Here is an 18,213-nt window from a genome sequence, read left to right as displayed (position 1 = left end):
GTAAGTGGGTTGCTCCTATCACAGCACCGGAACTTTCGTCAGGGCTGACAACGGTCGAACCCCTCATTGCTGTCCAGTCCGTACGCGGGGCCGTGAGCGAGCCAGCGAACACGACCGTCCGCGTCGAGGGCGTCAGCAAGCAGTACGACCTCGGCGGGACGGTGACGGCGCTCGACGACGTGAGCCTGGACCTGGCGGCCGGGTCGTACACGGCGGTGATGGGTCCGAGCGGTTCCGGCAAGAGCACGCTGTTGAACCTCATCGGCGGGCTGGACACGCCGTCGTCGGGGCAGGTCGTGGTCAACGGACAGGACGTTTCGGCGGCCAGCGAGGCCGAGCGGGCCGACATCCGCGGGACAGAGGTCGGGTTCGTCTTCCAGACGTTCAATCTCATGCCGCGACTCTCCGCGGTGGAAAACGTCGCTCTGCCACTGGTCTTCGACGGTTGGGACCGCGCCCGTCGCCGCGAGCGGGCGAGGTCGCTCCTCTCTGAGGTTGGACTCGGCGACCGCACCGACCACGTCCCCGCGGAACTCAGCGGCGGCCAGCGCCAGCGGGTCGCCATCGCCCGTGCGCTGTCGACCGACCCGGCGTTGATTCTCGCCGACGAGCCCACCGGCAACGTCGACACGGACACCGGCGCGCAAATCTTGGACCTGTTCGACGACCTGCACGCGGCGGGCAACACGTTCCTGCTCGTGACTCACGAGCGCCACGTCGCCGAGCGGGCCGAGCGCATCGTCCACGTCGAGGACGGCCACATCCAGTCCGTCGAGGACGTCTCCGGGGGCAAACAGTGATGGACGCCGGCGAGAGCGTCCGCATCACGCTCCGGTCTATCAGGGCCCACAAACTCCGGTCGGCGCTGACGGTCGTCGGCGTCATCATCGGCATCGCGTCGGTCATCACCTTCGCCACGTTCGGGGCCAGCGTCGAGGCCGAAATCGTCGGCGACATCGAGACTTCGAACGCGGGCAACATCTACGTGTTCGGGACGCCCGCCGGCGACGACGACTTCGACCGGACGCTCCAGCCGGTGTTTACCGAGTACGACGTCCAGCAGTTGGAGGGGATTCCGGGCGTGCAGGCGGCGCTTCCGCGCGGTATCGTCCGGACCCAGTCGATACGACACGGAAACCGGACGTTGGCCAGACAGCAGGTCACGGCAGTGCGACCGGCCAGCATCGGCGACGGCGTCCTCGTCGAGGGCCGGTCCTTCGGGGCCGAGGAGTCGGCGGTCGTCGTCAACGAGCGCATGGCCGGGTCGTTCGCCGAGAACCTCACGGCCGGCGAGCGGCTCACGATGACGATGCCTGACGGGAGCGAGCGGAACGTTACTGTCGTCGGCGTCGTCAACGGGACTCGCGGGGAAGTCCCGGTTAGCGACTTCGCCCGCCAGCCGCGGGTGTACGTCCCCATCGACCCGTTCTACGACTCCGTCGTCGAGAGCCCGGCGGCGGGCGTGCGACAGCGCGCGTACCCGCAGGTGACGCTCGTCGTCGACCCGCGGGCGATTCCGGAGACCCAGTCGGCGATTCAGGGCTACATCTCCGGCGACGCGGACGCGCGGTCGCTGTCGGCCGACGACACGGAACTGGTCGCGCGGTCGGGCAACGACTTCGTTGAGGAGATTAGCGACGTTATCGAGCGCATCACGCGCTTCGTGACAGGTATCGCCGTCATCGCGCTGGTCGTCGGCGCTATCGGCATCGCCAACGTGATGCTCGTCAGCGTCACCGAGCGCACCCGTGAAATCGGCATCATGAAAGCCGTCGGGGCGCGCAACCGAGACGTGATGCAGGTGTTCCTCGTCGAGGCCGCACTGCTCGGGACGATCGGCTCGCTGCTCGGCGTCCCGCTGGGACTCCTCGTCGGCTACGGCGCGACTCGGTACGCTGAAGTGACGTTCTCGCTCGCGCCGCTGTGGATGGCGCTGGCTGTTGGCGTCGGCGTCCTTGTCGGCGTCGTCGCCGGTCTCTACCCGGCATGGCGGGCGGCACGGGTCGACCCGATCGACGCACTCAGACACGAGTGAGCCTTACCCGGATTCAGAACACCGAAATACGTGGTCGTCGTACCGACGGGCCATGACCCTCTCGGAGGAGGCCCGCGAGCGACTCGCCGACATCGTCGAGCTCCAGCCGACGAAAAACGGCGAGTTGCAGGAGCGCTGGGACATGGACAGCGGAAGCGAGGTCCACCAGTACCTCGAAGCCGAACTCAAGGAGTACTACTACCGCAACGACAACAGCCTCATCTGTGCGACGCCGGAAGCGACGACGCTCATCGACGGGGAAGACTCCGAGCGGATTCAGACAGTGACGGTCACCCCGCTCCAGCAGGCTATCGTCGACGTAATCGCTGGACCGGACGAGGAGAGCCAGAGTGTCGTCGCCGTGTTACACGCCCTCCGCGAGGTCGGCGAGGACCGCGACACCGACGAGGTTCGCTCTGCGCTTCGCAGCCTCGCGGACAAGGGTATCGTGGAGACCGTTGAGAAGACCGTGCCGACGTTCAGGCTGGCCGTTCCGCGTGACGAACTAGATATCGAGCTGTCCGAGGAATGAGACCGGACCGCGGTATCGGTCGGTTACTCTGACAGCCCCGGCCGCTGGCGGCGTCGTCGCCGCGCTAACAACCGCTTTATTGCCTTGCCCGGCCCGCCGTCGAGCGGCCAATCCATCGACCGCCACGCCGGCGGCTCCGGCTCGTAGGACGGGCACTGGCCCCGACACTCCGCCGCTGTCGGCAGACAGTCTTTCGCCGCACAGTAGGGATACACACCAGTCTCGCCAGCGGTGAGCTGGAAGTGCCGGCAGTCGGGGCGCATCGTGTCGGCGTAGGCGCGCCACCCACGAGCGTACGCTCGCTCCGCGATGGTGAGTCGCCGCTCCTGCTTCCAGTCGGGGTCTACGTACTCGAAGCGGGCCGCGCTGGTGTCGTCGGTCGGGCGGTCGAGAATGCGCGTTCCGGGGTCGTCGACCGACAGCGACCGCGGTTGCCAGACCGCCTCGGCCGTACCGGCTTCTGGGTCGACTGTCAACACACCGGCGGCAGCGGGCAGGTCCGCTAGCAGAATCGGCTCCACGCGCTCGTCGGTCGCCGCCGTCGCGACCCACACCTCGTCGGCAAGCGACAGCGCGATGTCCCGCTGTAGTTGCGGAACGAGGTTCCTGGCGGCGCTGGCAGTCAGGTCGGGCTTGTTCTCTATGGCGACGACCCGCCGGAGCCAGTCCGGATAGGGGCGTACCCGACGGATTTCGATGCGATTGCCGCGCTTGCGGGTCTCGACGGCACCCCGGTCGGCCGCCTCGTGAATCGACTCCCGGACGTACCGCCACGGATAGCCCGGGTCAGGCAGCGCGTCGCGGTAGTACGTCCAGTCGGCCGGCGCGTTCTGTAGAACGTGCAGGAGGTCCGAGTCGAACGCGTCTCCGCCGAACGTCGCTCGCTCGCGGAGTCCATCGGGGTCACACTCCAGTACAATCGTGTCCCAGCGGCGGTGTTTCGTCCCGAACTGTCTGGCGACCAGCACCGCCGCGTCGTCGGCCGGCGACCACGCTCGCTCGGCCCACTGGCAGACAGACAACTCGAAGGCGAACTCGGAGTCAGGAGCCACGAGCAGTCGTTGTCGGCTTCGGACCAAAACCCTTCGTTCCGATGCCGGAGCCCTGTCCGGGCCGGCGTCCCTGGCAATCGTTTCGTTCGGTGACACAACCCGATTATTTATGTGATAGCTTCAGAAACAAACCGTCGGTTACGAATGACACACCAGAAGCCTGGAGACAGTCCAGCCGCGATTGCCCTCAACACAGCGCCCCAGCCGACAGGCGACGCCGCGTTCAGTGCCCTCAGTGGAGGGACAGTATGAGTTCCGCCGCCCGCGGCGACGGGATATTCGACCAGTACACGACGATACAGTGGATTGCGGCGGGCATCGTCGCGTTGCTGACCTTCCCCATCGGAATCGCCGTGCCGGCCTACTTCTACATCAAGACCTCGAACGGCACCGCCAGTGAGCAGGGGGCCTGGGAGGCGTGGGCGGTCATCCTCGTCGGTATCCTCGGCATCGTCGCGGTCGAACTCGGCGGCGAGACGGGCGCGAAAATCGCCATCGCGGTCGCGCTGCTGGGGATTCCGGTCCTGCTGCTCCTCTTTGCCGCCGTCGTCGGGAGCTTCGTCATCGGTATGGGTAACGCGACGGCAGTGGCGCTGCTGGCCGGCGTCGCGCTCTGAGAACCGGGTTCACGACTCCGGTTACTCTTCCTCGTCGTCGCGCTCGTCGAGGAACTCGTGTGCCTCTTCGAGTATCTCGCGCGGGCCGTCCTGCGTGACCGTGTTGATGGCCTGTTCGTAGTCGCGCCACTGCAGGTCGCGGTGTTCTGTGGACAGTTCGGCTGACGCTTCGAACGATTTCGCGACGAACAGGTGGACCGTCTTGTGGATGGTGTTGCCGTTCGCCTCGAACACGTAGTCGTAGTCTTCGCGGAACCCGTCTAAAAGCCGGAAATCGCCGATACCGGCCTCCTCTTTCACTTCGCGTATGGCGGTCTGCTGGAGCTCTTCCTCGCCCTCGACGCCGCCCTTGGGGAACTCCCAATCGCCGGGTCGGCTCTTGAGCAGGAGGTACTCCCGCCGGCCACGCGTATCGCGAAAGAGGATGGCTCCCGCGCTCGTGGCCTCTATCATTATCGGATTTTATGACACCGCTACTTAAGAGAATATCGGAGACACAACGGAAACAGATGGTCTTTTGTCACTCGCGGCTGAGTGTTCGTCTACAGATGCCCTTTGTCACGACGCTTACTTTCACCAGTGGGGACCGACACCGACTCGACGACGTCGTCACGGAGATCAAGGAAAACGCCGAGCAGAAGGGGGTCGAACTGAAAGGCCCCCATCCGAAACAGCCACAGGAGCTACGCATCCCGCAGTCGAAGTCGCTGGGGCCGGGCGGCGGCCGCTTCGAGTCCTGGACTCACACCGTCTACACCCGGACCATAGAGATAGTCGGCTACGAGGAGTTCGCTCGGACAGTCACTCAGCGGACGTTCCCGGACGCCATCCACGTCGAGGCCGGCGTCGAACAGCGCACGCAGGTCGGCAGCGGGTCGTAGGCCCGCCGCCGTTCCCGTGGATTATTATAAGTGAGTGTGCCCCGTTTCGCCGGCATGAACGAGTCCCAGCAGGAGCGGCTCCGGTCCCTCCGGCGTGACCTGCACAGCTATCCCGAACCCGCGTGGCGGGAGTTCTACACCACCAGTCGCATCGTCGACGAACTGGAACGCATCGGCGTCGACCAGTTGCATCTCGGGCGGGATGTCGTCGACGCCGACGCGCGGATGGCGGTCCCCGACGACGACGAGCTCGACGCCTGGCGGACGAAGGCCCGCGAGGCCGGTGCCCGGGAGGACGTGCTGGAGGCCGCCAACGGAGGGTTCACCGGTGCGCTGGCCGTCGTCGAACAGGGCGAGGGACCGACCGTCGCGCTCCGGGTCGACATCGACGCGCTCCCGATACGGGAGGCCGACAGCGCCGCACACGCCCCGGCGGCCGCGGGGTTCCGCTCGGGGAACGAGGGGTACATGCACGCCTGCGGCCACGACGCCCACGCGACAATCGGCCTCGGCGTGCTGGAGGCGGTGAAAGAGAGTGATTTCCGCGGCACGTTCAAAGTCGTCTTCCAGCCCGCCGAGGAGGTCATCGGCGGCGGGAAGGCCGTCGCCGAAAGCGGTCATCTGGACGATGTGGACCACCTGCTGGCGATACACGTCGGTCTCGACCATCCGACTGGAGAGATTGTCGCCGGCGTCGGCGGCTTCCTCGCCGTTCGGCAGTTCGAGGCGACGTTCAGCGGTGAGACAGCCCACGCAGGAGGACATCCAGCACAGGGACGGGACGCTGTACAGGCCCTTGCGACCGCCGTACAGAACCTCCATGCGATTCGCCGCCACGGCGAGGGCGCGACACGGGTCAACGCTGGCGTCGTCGAGGGCGGCACAGCGACGAACATCGTCCCCGGGGAGGCGACGCTGGAAGGGGAAGTCCGCGGCGAAACGACCCCGCTCAAGGAGTACATGAGCGGGCGGGCAGACACCGTCATGTCGTCGGCTGCAGAGATCCACGACTGCGAGGTCGCCATCGAGACGACGGCGGAAGCACCGAGCGCGGTCAGCGACGACACGCTTGCAGACGTGGTGTATAAAATGGCCGACACAGTTCCCGGCGTCACCAGCCGCCTTCGAACCGACGATCTCGGCGGCAGCGAGGACGCCACCTATCTGATGGACCGCGTCCAGAATCACGGCGGGACGGCGACGTTTGTCGGTATCGGGACCGACCATCCGGGCGGCCACCACACCCCCACATTCGATGTCGACGAAGACTCGCTGGCTATCGGCGTCGATGTCGTCACCGGGGCAGTCCGCCGGCTGAGCGAGTGACTACGCTACGGCGCTTCCCAGCTGGCGAGTCGGATCGATTTGCCGCTATCCGGCGACTTCCAGTTCAGTGTGACTGTCGCGTCAGAAAGGTCCGATGCCCCGGAAAACGTCACCCGTGACCCGGCCGTGATTTCCGAACCAGCCGACAGCGTGCCGCTGAGACTCGAGAAATCGTGCTGTCCGTTGGCTCCTGAAGCCCCGCTAACAGTGATGTACAGATTTCCGGCCCGAATCGAGTCGCCGCTTCGGTGTTCGATTGTCAGGGTGTCGGGACTCCCGGCATCGTAATCAAATGAGAACGCCGCCTGTGGCGCGCTCTGGCCGATGTTCCCTGAGCCGAAGTCGAGGAAGAACGTCGCTGCTGTCGCCGCTAACAGTACTGTTACTGCAACCATTAGGATGACACCCACAACTGGCGAGACTGCACTGTCGTCAGATTTGAATCTACGTGCTAGCATGATTGACCCCCACTCGGCGACGGTCGACACGCTGTCACCATCTCGGTGACCCCCCGGTCAACCGACGCCGGTGCGACTTCATTTTGTTATCATGTTGTCGAATAATAAAACTTGTCGTTCAGAATTTCAGTTCATATAGTAATTAATTACTATCAAGATAACATTCAAAGCCAGACACTTGACACTGACAGACGTCTATCAGAGAGTTAGATGTAGCCGAAAGCCGCAACGAACCGCTGAATCAGTACTTGGGGTCTGCGCCAGTGACGTCGTAGATATCGTCCATAATCGAATCGCGCTCGCGTTGCCAGGCTTCGAAGCCGCTCCGGTCGCTCGGGTAGGATTCGTAATGGTCCAGTAGCCGGTCGGCAGCCTTTTTTGTCTGGTAGAGGTCCCTGATCGTCCCGAGGTGGCCGATGCTCTTGACGGCCATCTTGAGTTTGAGTCCGAGTCCGATGCTGGTCGAACCGCCGTACAGTGCCTCTGCGAGCTTCTCGCCGGGCAACGCGGCCAGCAGGGCCATCAGGTCGTCGACGTCGTAGGCGGTGGTGAATATGTTGTACACGTCAAGCGCCGCATACCGTGCGCCGAAGTGGTCCATCACGCGCTCGTTGTACTCCCAGAGCGCGGCTTCGTCGTCCGTCCGGCCAGATTCGATGGCTTCGATAGCCTGTTCAGCGGCGTAGGTCCCGGCGTAGGCTGCACCGGCGATACCGCCGCCGGTCGTCGGATTGACGTGTCCGGCGGCGTCGCCGACGGCCATGAATCCGGGCGCGACGGCGGAATCGTACGGCCGGCGTGTCGGCAGCGCAGCGCCGAGTTTATCCTGTACCTTCGCGCCCTCGAACTCGCTTCGACCCTGGAGGTCGCGCTTGAGGTCGTCGACTAGCTCCATCGGCTCCTCGTTCATCTGGAAGCCAAGGCCGGCGTTGATCTCCGTGTCCGTGCGCGGGAAATACCAGAGATAGCCGGCAGAGCGCTCGGTCGGCTTGAACACGAGCGCGTCGTCCCACTCGACCGGCTCGTCGACTTCGATTATCTCACGGTATGCCGAACAGAACTGCGAGTACTGGACGTTCGTGTCGAAGGTCGCGTCTTCGAGGTCCGTCTTGTCCTGCAGAATAGACAGTGCGCCGGCCCCGTCGATGACCATGTCACCCTCGTACGTGACGGGGTCGCCTTTCCGCATGGCTTTTACGCCGGTCACACGGCCGCTGTCGTCCTGTAGCACGTCCTGAACGACCGTGTCGTAGTGGAACTCCACGCCGCTGTTGTTTGCCCCTTCAATGAGACAACGACCGTACTCCCAGCGGTCGATGACGGCGAGTTCGCCCGGGACGGGGATCTCGAGAACAGTGTCTTCCTGCGGAATCTCGAAGCGGCCGTGGTCGACATCTGTGTTGGTAAAGGCCGGTTCGAGCTGTGACTTCGGAATCGCATCGGGGAAGTCGCTGGCTCCCTTCAGTGCGTCTCCGCAGGCGATGTGGCCGGCTTCGGTCTCGTCTTTGCGCTCTACGACGACGACATCGTAGCCCGCGTCCGCGACAGTCGCGGCGGCGTAACAGCCGGATGTCCCGGCCCCGACGACGACAACGTCCACGGAAACGGTCCGTGCCGTCGCCGACGCTCCGTCGGCGTTGCCGTCCTGGTGTGTGGTCATGCACTCTCGTCCTGCCCGGAGAGAGAAAATTATTCCGCTACGGGTTTCAGCGGACGACTGGAACCATTCTTCGCAATGAGCGGTCCGTTGCGGGTGTTTGGTGTGGCGTCGACGGTAACAGTCCGTTTCACTCCGGGGCAGCGGTGATAAAGAGTTTTGCTGGGGGGTATCAAATGGCCGATCATGACCGAGCATACGGTGACATTTGTGGGGACTGGCGAGGAGATTACTGTCTCCGAGAAGGAGACGATTCTCTCGCGGTGTATCGAGGAGGGTATCGCACAGGAGTACTCCTGCCGCGTGGGGATGTGCCTGGCTTGTTCGGCGGAAATTGTCGAGGGGTCGGTTACCCAGCCTGCCGCCCGTGGACTGACCGACCGGGAACGGGAGAACTACGCACTGACCTGCATGGCACGACCGCAGTCGGACCTGAAACTCGACCGCGGGAAGTACCCGCCCAGTATTGAAGGGGATGTGACCCCGGAAGACGGCGACCCCACACCAGCGGACGACTAGTAGGCACTGGATACTACTAGCATATGGCCTACTAGAAGGTCTGTAAATACCTTTAACATACGCCTGATAGATTGCCTGATATAGAGCGGTGCAACCGCGAATGAAGGACAGGTCATATAAGCAAGTGGCCCCTATGGTGTAGTGACTACAGCGTCAGCGGACGGCCTTCGACGACTGATACACGCTTCCCCAACCATGACCAGCCGCGTATACAGACTTCACTCGACACTTGAACTGCCACTGGAAGACGCATACGATTTCTTCGAGGATCCGGATCTTCCACCTGAAATCGCTGACATCGATATCACCCGTCGAAACAATACGCTCATCGTCAGCGCCGTCGCCAAAGACGACTCTATGAGCAAGTACACTCCGACGGCCCAACTCAAGGCGAGCGTCACGGAGAATCGGGTGTACGAGGAGGACCCCGACGAAATGGGGCCGCCCGGAGCCGCGAGTACTGGAAGCTCCGGAGGTGGCCCCCAGTGGGGCGCACTCGAAGAGGAGGAGGAAGAGATCGAGTCTGAACTCGTCGAGTACGCCTGTTTCAAAGGCGACCGCGAGACCGTGCTCCAGAACACTGCACTCCAGTACGCGATGTTCGAAGTCCTGTGTGACGTCGCGAAAGTCGCAGAGAAGGGAACGCTGACGGCAATTGCGGCGGTCGACGAGGAACTCGAAGCTGTCCGCATCGTCGATGGGGAAGAGCGGCCCGCTGCAATCAACGTTGCAGAGGAACCCCGCGACGGCGAGGAAGAAGAGGGCGTCAACTGGCGCGACAACGAGTTTATCTCGTAACGCGGCCCCGTCCCGGTCACGGATTCAGTTTTGCCGAGCTGCAGCTCAACACCGTTACCGGGCGGTCTATGCCGCTATGCCGGCGCAATGCCTGAGAGGTCAGCGTCGGTAAATCGCGACGCGATTTCGATGGTGAGATTCGCTTCGATGTAGGCCGCAATCACGATGAACACGGCGGCCGTCGCAAGCAGCCATCCGGCCTCCCGGATATCCTGTCGAGTGGCCAGTTCGTTCGTCCGGCCGCGAATGTACTGAATCGTGCGCCAGCCGAACCGGAGTCCGACGGCGGCGACGATGAGCAGTGCGGGAATCTCGATAAGGCCGTGTGGGACGATGAGTGCGGCGACGACGACAGGCGAAACCTGCTTGAGTGCGATACCGACGACGACCCCGATGAGCAATCCGTTCAAGACGAGTGAGAGGACCGTCATCGAACCGAGCGAAATCGCGCCGAGCAACATCACGAGCAACGCACCGAGGTTGTTGACCGTCAGCGAGAGGGTCGTTAACTCAGCCGGCATAAAGGGGTTTTCGCCGGCCGTTCCGGGGGTCTGAAGCCATTCGGTGGGGACCTGGCTGCCGAGTCCGTACCCGACCAGCGCGCTGGCAAACAGTATCAGCGCGGCGGCGGGGACGTAGCGTAACAGCCAGCGGTGGAAGAGACGGGCCGGGAGGCTTGGGCGGTCGTCCATATCACGTCTTTTGCGCGGGCCGCAAAAAACTGAGTGACCGTGTGCACGCGACCGTCAGCCATTTGCCACTGTCTCACACACCTGTCGGTCATCCAAAAAGTACTTGGCATTCGTAATTATATCTCATTACACTATGTCCGAATCAGCAGAGTTCCCGGACTATCTGGACGTTGATTACACTGACGGGGAAGGCGAAGACCCCGAAGAGTACCCGACTGTCAACCACAAGATCGAGAAGGCTATCGAGGTTACGAAGACTGGCCTCGAAGAGTACAAGAACCCTGTCGTGATGTGGACCGGCGGCAAGGACTCGACGCTGACGCTGTACTTCGTCAAGGAAGTCGCCGAGCGGTTCGACCTCGAAGTCCCACCGGTCGTCTTCATCGACCACTACCAGCACTTCGACGAGCTCATCGACTTCGTCGAGCACTGGGCCGACGAGTGGGACCTCGACGTCATCTGGGCGCGCAACGAGGACGTGGGCAACTACGTCGACGAGAACGGTCTCGAACCGGGTGACGACATCCCTGTCGACGAACTCTCCGAGCACAACCAGCACCACATCCGGAACATCCTCGAATACGAGGAGGACACGTTCCCGTTCCTGCTCGACACCTACGTCGGCAACCACCTCCTGAAGACGGTGGCGCTCAACGACACTATCGAGGAACACGACGTCGACGGCATCCTGTCGGGCATCCGCTGGGACGAGCAGGAGTCTCGCGCCGACGAGACGTTCTTCTCGCCGCGTCACGACCCGGACATCTACCCGCCGCACGACCGCATCCAGTCGATTCTCCAGTTCGCGGAGGCTGACGTGTGGGAAGCCTTCTGGAACTTCGTCGTCCCAGACACAGTCGAGGGGTACCCGGACGACGGCTACGTCCCGCAGGGCCAAGACGACCTGCCCGAGGGCATCGAGAAGGAAGACGTACCGGTCTCGCCGAAGTACTTCGCTGGATTCCGTTCGCTCGGGAGCGAGGTCAGCACCGACAAGTCCGCGGAAGAGCCTGCCTGGCTGCAGGACATGGCGAACACGACCGAGCGCGCCGGCCGCGCCCAGGACAAGGAAGACCTGATGGAGCGCCTGCGCGACCTCGGCTACATGTAAACGGGCGCAAGCCTCGCCGTTTCTGCGTCGTTCTTTTTTTGATAGGAACACCTATGTCACTGCCCTCGATGAGTCGTTCACATCTGTCCCCACACCCCCACGAGGTGACGTATCAATCGGTAAGGTGGTTGTTGAACTCGGAGCCGACAGCCGGCACTGAATGGTGGCGTGATAGTACTTCGACGCGAGTCGATGTCGTCCGCGCCTGTCCCGGTCTCAGGACATGTGGAACTGCGCAGTTCACTCCAACAGAGTGTGCGTTTCTTCCAGTTTCTACAGAGGAACAGCCATACATGTCGACCAGCGATTCTATGTTGTGACTTGTTCACTGTAATTGAACAGTGTGAATATCCGCCATACCAGCAGGCCGCCTCGGATTTGAGGGCGTCTACTCCCTGAAATCATGCGTAAGATGAGCTATGTACAATTGTCGAGAAAAGGTTTAGGTACTGTCGAACACTACAGGTAAGCGAATGAGTTCAGACCAGTACAACTGTCCGAACTGCGGGGCGGAATTGAGCTACCAGACGACGAAGCACAACGGCTGTTCGAACTGCGGTTTCGTTCCGCCCCACAGTGCCGAGTAACGCGGATTGGGACGAGTAACCGGACGTGCTGTTCTGTCGTCGGTGGTTATCGAGTTCCACGAGGAGAGTCCCATACTCGGGTCCGACATCTATTTTTCTCGGCTCGCTGTATCCGTTGTCTGTGACCGACCGCACAGACCGGGGCGTTCTCGCGGGCGTTATCTTTGCCGTGTTGCTGGCGCAGGTCCTGCTGTATCCGGGTGTCGACAGACTCGTCCGGAGGCTGGGTGCGACCACGGACCTGAATGCGAGCATGTGGTTCCTCGCCGCTGAGTTCGGGGCTTTCGTCGTTTTCGCTGGCGTGTGGGGCGTGCTCAGCGACGCCACCGGACGGCGAACGCCATACATCGCCGGCGGGGCGGGCGCGGGCGCAGTGCTGTACGCCCTCATCGCGTGGCTTCCCGAGGCAGTCTCGCTTCCATTTGTCGGCGTGCTGGTCTTGCGGGTGCTGCAGGGTGGAGCGACAATCGCCGCGTTCTCCCTGGCGATGACGATGCTGATGGACCTCGGCGGCGGCCACGGCAAGAATATGGGTGCGGCAGGCATTGCGATCGGCAGTGGCACAGCGCTCGGAGCGCCACTCGGCGGCCAACTGTACGAAATTCAGACGACGCTTCCGCTGTACGTGGCGAGCACGCTGTCACTCGTCGTCGCAGTGGCTGCCTTGCTTGTCACCGACCGCGCACCGTCGGACGGGCGGTCGGGCCTTTCTGCGACCGTGTCCGGGCTCAAACAGCGGCCGACGCTCGGCGTGCCGTACGCCTTCGGGTTCATTGACCGCCTCACCGCGGGCTTTTTCGCGCTCGTCGGCACCCTGTATTTCAGAGAGACGTTCGAGCTTGGACCCGGCGAAACCGGCGTCATGCTGGCGCTTTTTTTCGCCCCGTTCGCCCTCTTGCAGTATCCCTTCGGCATCCTCTCTGACCGCATCGGCCGAACCGGTCCGATTGTTGTCGGGTCGGTGCTGTACGGACTCACTGTTGTCGGCGTCGGGCAAGCGCCGACGGTCACCATCGCCGGCGCAGGGATGGTACTGACCGGCGTTATCGGCGCGCTGATGGCCCCGGCGACGATGGCGCTCGTGTCGGACCTCGCCAGCGAAACGGAGCGCGGCACCGCTATGGCCGGGTTCAACATTTTCGGTAGCGTTGGCTTCCTCGCTGGCATCCTCGTCGGTGGCACCGTCGCTGGCGCTTTCGGCTACCCCGCCGCGTTCCTCGTCGCCGGCGGGACGGAAGTCGTCCTCGCGGTGCTCGCACTGCCCGGACTGCTACGGCTGGAGCAGCCGACCGAGGATGCCGTCAGGGGCTGATTACGACGCGTCGCGGACCTCGTCAAGCGCCTCTGGGTTCTCGATGCTGGACATATCACCCAGGTCCTCCCCGCGGTAGACGCCAGCAATTGCTCGGCGGATTATTTTCCCGCTCTGCGTCTTGGGGAACTCGTCGACAAACAGTACCTCGCGGGGCCGGAACGGCTTACCGAGTTCCTCGCCGACGGCGGCGCGAATATCGTCGCGGAGGTCGGCCGAGGGTTCGTAGCCGGGCTCGAGCACGGTGTAGAGAACGACGGCAGTGCCGGTGGTGTCGTCCGGGGCACCGACGGCGGCAGCCTGATTAACGGCGTCGTGTTCCATCGCCGCGCCTTCGACTTCCGCCGGTCCGACCTTCCGTCCAGCGACGTTGAGCACGTCGTCGGCCCGGCCGTGGAGGAACCAGAGGCCGTCCTCGTCCTTCTGTGCCCAGTCACCGTGGTCCCAGACGTCGTCCCACGTCGACCAGTACTCGTTCAGGTAGCGTTCGTCGCCGCTCCACAGCGACCTCGTCATCGACGGACAGGAGTCCCGAGCGACCAGATAGCCGCGCTCGTGCGTGTCAGCGATGGATTCGCCGGCGGAGTCGACAATGTCGATGTTCATCCCCAGCCCCGGACCGCCCAGCGTGCAGGGCTTGAGCGACTGAATCGGCATCGGCATCAGGAAACACCCCATGATCTCGGTCCCGCCGGAGATATTGATGATTGGACAGTCCTCGTTGCCCACGTTCTCGTAGAACCACTGCCAGCTCTCGGGGTCCCAAGGTTCGCCGGTCGACCCCAACAGCCGCAAGCTTGAGAGGTCGTGCCCGTCCAGCCACTCGTCGCCCTTCTTGCGGAGCGCCCGAATCGCGGTCGGCGAGACACCGAAGGTGGTGATGTCGTGCCGGTCGATCATCTCCCAGAAGCGGTCCGGTTCCGGGTGGTCCGGCGCGCCCTCGTACATGAAGACAGTCCCGCCGAAGGCGTGGTTCCCCAGCAGCGTCCATGGCCCCATCATCCAGCCGATGTCGCTCACCCAGAAGAAGCGGTCGCTGGGCTTGTGGTCGAAGCCGAAGTATATCTCTTTGGCCGCCTGCATGAGCGCGCCGGCGTGCGTGTGGACGATACCCTTCGGCTTGCCGGTCGTTCCAGAGGAGTACAGCAGCATCGACTCCTGATTGCTCGGAAGCTCTGTGGCCGCGTACTCGTCGTCGGCGGTCTCGATAGCCTCGTCCCACCACTCATCGCGGCGGGTCCAGCGGATCGTCTCGTCGGGGTCGTCCGCGACGCCGAGGCGGTCGTAGACGACAGTGTGTTCGACCGGCGTCGTCCCCAGTTCTTCGCCGGCCTGCTTGATGGCCTCGTCCGCGCTGCCCTTGAGGTGGACACCGGAACCGCGGCGGTAGAAGCCGTCGCCGGTGAACAGGACGGAACACTCGGCGTCGGCGATACGGGTCGCCGTCGCGTCGACGCCGAACCCGGAGAAGATGGGGACGGCGATTGCGCCGACCTTGAGACAGCCGTACAGTATCGACGCGACTTCGGGAACCATCGGCATATACAGGCCGACGGTGTCGCCGGTGCCGACGCCGACGGACTCCAGGTAGTTCGCTACTTTACTGGCCTGCCGATTCAGTTCGTGGTACGTGACTTCCCGCACGTCGCCGGGTTCGCCCTCCCAGATGAGCGCGACTGTGTTTCGGGTCGGGCTGTCCCGCGCTGCGTGGCGGTCCAAGACGTTGTGGGCGGCGTTGATTGTCCCGCCGGTGTACCAGTCGGTGAACTGTGGCCCCGCACTATTGTCCCGGACCTGATCGTAGTCTTCGAAGAACTCGATGTCGAGGTACTCCGGGAGCAGGTCCCAGAACCACTCGACGCCCGAGTCGGGTTCCTCGGGTAGGTCTGTGGTCGTTCGCTCGATGAGTTCGTCGTAGTTGTCGATGTCGTACGCCTGCATGAATTTCCAGACGTTCGTCGATTCGACGAACGCGTGGCTCGGTTCGTGGACGATGGAGTCGACGTGGTTTTGTTCGCTCATTGCGTCAGTATTCCGTAGTGTTTGGTCGTCTGGTATAAACTGGTACCGCCGCCCGGCACGCGTTACTGGGCCGGTCGGGTAGTCCGGTTCCGCACCGCCCGTGTGACACAGGGGCCGGTCAGCTACTCACGTCATTGTCTCACTCGTACGTCTTTGTCATGCCGCCGTCGAACAGCAGGTCCCCGCCGTTGAGATGGTCGGCGTGGGCCGAGAAGCCAAACACGAAGAGGTTCGCCACGTCGATGGGGTCCATCATCTCCTTGACCCGGGCCTGTCCCAGCATCACGTCGTCGATGACCTCGTCGACGCTGATTCCTCGTTGCTCGGCAGTGTCGGGGATCTGGTCGACGACCAGCGGCGTCTTGACGTAGCCGGTGCTGATAGAGAACCCGCGGAGCCCGTCACCGCCCTCGGCGGCGATTGACTGTGTCAGCCCCCGCAGGCCGAACTTCGAGACGTTGTAGGCCACCTTATCCGAGGTCACGTAGTGTCCGTGAACAGACGCCATGTTCCCGATGGCACCGACGCCGTCGTCGGTCCGGCGGATGTGAGGGATGACGCGTTTCGACAGCGCGAGCGGGGCGCGCAACATCACGTCGTGCATCTGGTCGTACTTCTCCATCGGGAAGTCCTCGATGGCGTCGATATGCTGGAGGCCGGCGATATTGGCGAGGTAGCGAACCGTGCCGTGAGAAGCCGCAGTCTCGACGATGGCCTCGATGTCCGCATCATTCGCGAGGTCGCCGGTCACTGTCTCGACGGTCCCATCGAGGTCGAGGGCCGCCGCTGTGTCCGCGACTTCGCCGAGGCCGTCCGCGTCGATGTCCGTCGCGACGGCGGTCACCCCGTTGGCGGCCATCGCCAGCGCCGTCGCCCGCCCGATGCCCGACCCGCCGCCGGTCACCAGACAGACGGTGTCGCTCGTGTAGTGGTCGTCGTCGACGAACAGGATCGAGGACTCGTCGATCGGCTCGACTTCGAGCCGTTCGTGAGAGGTGCTGGATGCCATTCGGTCACACGTTCTCCAGACACGTCCGAATAGGGGCGGGTTGACATGTATACCCGACTGGCTGCTGTGGCGGACCCGCAGTCCGGCGCGAGAACGCCGTTCCGCTGTCTCGCCGGCTACCGTGGTTTACGTGTAAACCTCTCGTTATTCGGGGGTTACGTCGGAATCAACAGCTATCCCTGTGAGCGTGGCACACACTGCGTGACCAGCTTCCCCGGACTCGTCCGGGGCGTATTGGGACACACCTATGAAACGAACGACAACGGACCATGACAGCGAAGGTATCGGCAGGCGACAACTGCTCTCCGCGATTGGCGGCTCGGCCGTCGCCGCAGCGCTCGCTGGCTGCTCGACGTTGCTGAGCGACAGCGACACGGCGGACCAGGGCGGGCAGTCCGGCGGCGGCATCTCCGAGGAACCGATACAGGCCGGGCTGTTGACGTTCACCCGTGGCGCCCCGGGCGTCCTCGGGATTCAGGCCCAGCGCGGGGCCGAGCTCGCAGTCCAGCGCATCAACGAGGCGGGCGGCATCGGCGGGCAACGAGAAATCGAACTGGACGTGGTCAACGAGGGGTCAAATCCCCTTGACAGCTACAACCAGTTCATCGAGGAAGGGAAAGAGGTCACCTTCGGTCCTATCTCCAGTGGCACGCACAGTCAGATCGCCCCCGAAGTCGAGAAAAACGAGGTCATCAACGTCGGGACCGACGGGACGGTGACGACGCTCTACGAGGAGACGGTCACCGACCCGACCTACTCCTTCCGCTTCCAGAACTACGACATCATGGAGGTGGTGACGATGGCCCGCGAGGCCGTCGAGCGCATCGGCGCTGACAACATCTCGACCGTCGCCGGTGTCAACCCCGGTTACTCCTTCGGCGAGGACGAGATGCGGGTGTTCACACAGGCCATTCAGAAGCTCACGGACGCCGAAATCGTCTACGAGGGATTCCCGGAACTCGGGGCCAGTGACATGTCGAATCACATCACCTCGATCAACAACGAAGAGCCGGACGTGACCTTCTCTAGCCTCTGGGGCGGCGACGTGACGACGTTCGTCCGGCAGGCCAACGCCAACGACATGTTCGAGAACACGACGGTGTTCGGCACGACGCTGTACAGCGCGGCCGGCGACGTGCCGGGCGATGCACTGGCCGGGACGGACATCTACTCCGGGTCGCGCAACTACTACTGGGGCCTGCCGGCGCTCGGGAACTGGCAGCCCGGCCGCGAACTGTTCGACGCCGCGACACAGCAGGATGGCGTGACGGTCCCGACGGCTCACTACATGAGCGGGTACGGGGCGGTCACCGCCTGGGCGACGGCCGTCGAGAAGGCCATCGACCTGCTGGGCACCTACCCGAGTCAGGAGCAGATCGCGCAGGTTCTGGAGGGCCACGGCTTCTTCACACCGGCCGGCTACCACAACATCGCCGAGGACCATCAGGGCGCGTCGAACTCCTTCGCCGGGCAGATGGTGTACAACGACGATCTCGGCGCGGCCAGGCTCGAAGACGTGAACACCTACGCCGCCACCGAGACAGCGCCGCCGCCGGGCGTTACCGGGAGCGACTGGCTGGACAGCTGGAGCGCCTGATACCGAGC

The 18,213-nt window shown here is 63.5% G+C and carries 18 protein-coding genes; 11 read left to right on the top strand and 7 right to left on the bottom strand.

The window, feature by feature from the left end:
- Positions 1 to 92: 92 nt before the first annotated feature.
- Genes BVU17_06440 through BVU17_06430 form a run of 3 tightly spaced genes read left to right on the top strand, consistent with a single transcriptional unit; the run spans position 93 to position 2,567 of the window.
- A complete protein-coding gene (locus tag BVU17_06440) occupies positions 93 to 800 on the top strand; it encodes an ABC transporter ATP-binding protein (GenBank protein ID AUG47181.1) in 708 nt (235 codons plus the stop codon).
- Entirely contained in the window at positions 800 to 2,035 is a 1,236-nt protein-coding gene (locus BVU17_06435) for an ABC transporter permease (GenBank protein ID AUG47180.1), read from the top strand. The genes BVU17_06440 and BVU17_06435 overlap by 1 nt, the downstream gene beginning before the upstream one ends.
- 52 nt (positions 2,036 to 2,087) lie before the next feature.
- Complete coding sequence (locus BVU17_06430) at positions 2,088 to 2,567, top strand: hypothetical protein (GenBank protein AUG47179.1); 480 nt, start codon at positions 2,088 to 2,090, stop codon at positions 2,565 to 2,567.
- A 23-nt stretch (positions 2,568 to 2,590) separates the two neighbouring features.
- Here BVU17_06430 and BVU17_06425 read toward each other — a convergent pair whose 3' ends face one another.
- Positions 2,591 to 3,619, bottom strand: coding sequence for a hypothetical protein (locus BVU17_06425; protein AUG47178.1), 1,029 nt, complete (start codon positions 3,617 to 3,619; stop codon positions 2,591 to 2,593).
- A 248-nt stretch (positions 3,620 to 3,867) separates the two neighbouring features.
- Here BVU17_06425 and BVU17_06420 point away from each other — a divergent pair, with 248 nt between their 5' ends.
- A complete protein-coding gene (locus tag BVU17_06420) occupies positions 3,868 to 4,236 on the top strand; it encodes a hypothetical protein (protein ID AUG47177.1) in 369 nt (122 codons plus the stop codon).
- A 21-nt stretch (positions 4,237 to 4,257) separates the two neighbouring features.
- Here the strand turns inward: BVU17_06420 and BVU17_06415 are convergent, their stop codons facing one another.
- Entirely contained in the window at positions 4,258 to 4,689 is a 432-nt protein-coding gene (locus BVU17_06415) for a biotin transporter BioY (GenBank protein ID AUG47176.1), read from the bottom strand.
- A 95-nt stretch (positions 4,690 to 4,784) separates the two neighbouring features.
- On the opposite strand from BVU17_06415, the gene BVU17_06410 reads away from it, so the two are divergent.
- Positions 4,785 to 5,117, top strand: coding sequence for a 30S ribosomal protein S10 (locus tag BVU17_06410; GenBank protein ID AUG47175.1), 333 nt, complete (start codon positions 4,785 to 4,787; stop codon positions 5,115 to 5,117).
- Between the two features lie 54 nt (positions 5,118 to 5,171).
- Positions 5,172 to 6,443: an N-acyl-L-amino acid amidohydrolase gene (locus BVU17_06405; GenBank protein ID AUG47174.1), complete on the top strand. Its 1,272-nt coding sequence runs from the start codon at positions 5,172 to 5,174 to the stop codon at positions 6,441 to 6,443.
- Between the two features lie 5 nt (positions 6,444 to 6,448).
- Here the strand turns inward: BVU17_06405 and BVU17_06400 are convergent, their stop codons facing one another.
- Both BVU17_06400 and BVU17_06395 read right to left on the bottom strand, forming a co-directional pair.
- A complete protein-coding gene (locus BVU17_06400; GenBank protein AUG48849.1) occupies positions 6,449 to 6,901 on the bottom strand; it encodes a type IV pilin in 453 nt (150 codons plus the stop codon).
- Positions 6,902 to 7,142: 241 nt separating this feature from the next.
- A complete protein-coding gene (locus BVU17_06395) occupies positions 7,143 to 8,561 on the bottom strand; it encodes an electron transfer flavoprotein (GenBank protein AUG47173.1) in 1,419 nt (472 codons plus the stop codon).
- A gap of 183 nt (positions 8,562 to 8,744) precedes the next feature.
- Between BVU17_06395 and BVU17_06390 the strand changes: the two genes are divergently transcribed.
- Positions 8,745 to 9,077 (top strand): (2Fe-2S)-binding protein, encoded by a 333-nt coding sequence (locus BVU17_06390; protein AUG47172.1) that lies wholly within the window; start codon positions 8,745 to 8,747, stop codon positions 9,075 to 9,077.
- 195 nt (positions 9,078 to 9,272) lie between these two features.
- A complete protein-coding gene (locus tag BVU17_06385; GenBank protein ID AUG47171.1) occupies positions 9,273 to 9,875 on the top strand; it encodes a hypothetical protein in 603 nt (200 codons plus the stop codon).
- A gap of 74 nt (positions 9,876 to 9,949) precedes the next feature.
- On the opposite strand, the gene BVU17_06380 is transcribed toward BVU17_06385, so the two are convergent.
- Positions 9,950 to 10,567 (bottom strand): hypothetical protein, encoded by a 618-nt coding sequence (locus BVU17_06380; GenBank protein ID AUG47170.1) that lies wholly within the window; start codon positions 10,565 to 10,567, stop codon positions 9,950 to 9,952.
- Positions 10,568 to 10,700: 133 nt separating this feature from the next.
- Here BVU17_06380 and BVU17_06375 point away from each other — a divergent pair, with 133 nt between their 5' ends.
- Both BVU17_06375 and BVU17_06370 read left to right on the top strand, forming a co-directional pair.
- Positions 10,701 to 11,678 (top strand): nodulation protein, encoded by a 978-nt coding sequence (locus tag BVU17_06375; GenBank protein ID AUG47169.1) that lies wholly within the window; start codon positions 10,701 to 10,703, stop codon positions 11,676 to 11,678.
- 708 nt (positions 11,679 to 12,386) lie between these two features.
- Positions 12,387 to 13,577, top strand: coding sequence for an MFS transporter (locus BVU17_06370; protein AUG47168.1), 1,191 nt, complete (start codon positions 12,387 to 12,389; stop codon positions 13,575 to 13,577).
- On the opposite strand, the gene BVU17_06365 is transcribed toward BVU17_06370, so the two are convergent.
- A complete protein-coding gene (locus BVU17_06365) occupies positions 13,578 to 15,599 on the bottom strand; it encodes an acetyl-CoA synthetase (GenBank protein AUG47167.1) in 2,022 nt (673 codons plus the stop codon).
- A 139-nt stretch (positions 15,600 to 15,738) separates the two neighbouring features.
- The gene (locus BVU17_06360; protein AUG47166.1) at positions 15,739 to 16,608 is read right to left on the bottom strand and encodes a D-beta-hydroxybutyrate dehydrogenase; all 870 of its coding nucleotides are present in this window, start codon (positions 16,606 to 16,608) and stop codon (positions 15,739 to 15,741) included.
- Between the two features lie 247 nt (positions 16,609 to 16,855).
- Between BVU17_06360 and BVU17_06355 the strand changes: the two genes are divergently transcribed.
- Positions 16,856 to 18,205, top strand: a complete 1,350-nt coding sequence (locus tag BVU17_06355) for an ABC transporter substrate-binding protein (protein ID AUG47165.1) — start codon at positions 16,856 to 16,858, stop codon at positions 18,203 to 18,205.
- Positions 18,206 to 18,213 lie beyond the last annotated feature (8 nt).

The organism is Haloarcula taiwanensis, from assembly GCA_002844335.1.
GTDB lineage: Archaea > Halobacteriota > Halobacteria > Halobacteriales > Haloarculaceae > Haloarcula > Haloarcula taiwanensis.
Note: the sequence above shows the minus strand (reverse complement) of the source record. Positions and strands in the feature narration are given on the sequence as shown.

Bases quoted from the DNA above. Each gene is read 5' to 3' on its own strand.
- BVU17_06405 (AUG47174.1), top strand. From the start codon at position 5,172: ATGAACGAGTCCCAGCAGGAGCGGCTCCGGTCCCTCCGGCGTGACCTG.
- BVU17_06435 (AUG47180.1), top strand. From the start codon at position 800: ATGGACGCCGGCGAGAGCGTCCGCATCACGCTCCGGTCTATCAGGGCC.
- BVU17_06410 (AUG47175.1), top strand. From the start codon at position 4,785: ATGCCCTTTGTCACGACGCTTACTTTCACCAGTGGGGACCGACACCGA.
- BVU17_06390 (AUG47172.1), top strand. From the start codon at position 8,745: ATGACCGAGCATACGGTGACATTTGTGGGGACTGGCGAGGAGATTACT.
- BVU17_06360 (AUG47166.1), bottom strand. From the start codon at position 16,608: ATGGCATCCAGCACCTCTCACGAACGGCTCGAAGTCGAGCCGATCGAC.
- BVU17_06380 (AUG47170.1), bottom strand. From the start codon at position 10,567: ATGGACGACCGCCCAAGCCTCCCGGCCCGTCTCTTCCACCGCTGGCTG.
- BVU17_06395 (AUG47173.1), bottom strand. From the start codon at position 8,561: ATGACCACACACCAGGACGGCAACGCCGACGGAGCGTCGGCGACGGCA.
- BVU17_06430 (AUG47179.1), top strand. From the start codon at position 2,088: ATGACCCTCTCGGAGGAGGCCCGCGAGCGACTCGCCGACATCGTCGAG.
- BVU17_06400 (AUG48849.1), bottom strand. From the start codon at position 6,901: ATGCTAGCACGTAGATTCAAATCTGACGACAGTGCAGTCTCGCCAGTT.
- BVU17_06415 (AUG47176.1), bottom strand. From the start codon at position 4,689: ATGATAGAGGCCACGAGCGCGGGAGCCATCCTCTTTCGCGATACGCGT.
- BVU17_06385 (AUG47171.1), top strand. From the start codon at position 9,273: ATGACCAGCCGCGTATACAGACTTCACTCGACACTTGAACTGCCACTG.
- BVU17_06420 (AUG47177.1), top strand. From the start codon at position 3,868: ATGAGTTCCGCCGCCCGCGGCGACGGGATATTCGACCAGTACACGACG.
- BVU17_06375 (AUG47169.1), top strand. From the start codon at position 10,701: ATGTCCGAATCAGCAGAGTTCCCGGACTATCTGGACGTTGATTACACT.
- BVU17_06365 (AUG47167.1), bottom strand. From the start codon at position 15,599: ATGAGCGAACAAAACCACGTCGACTCCATCGTCCACGAACCGAGCCAC.
- BVU17_06355 (AUG47165.1), top strand. From the start codon at position 16,856: ATGAAACGAACGACAACGGACCATGACAGCGAAGGTATCGGCAGGCGA.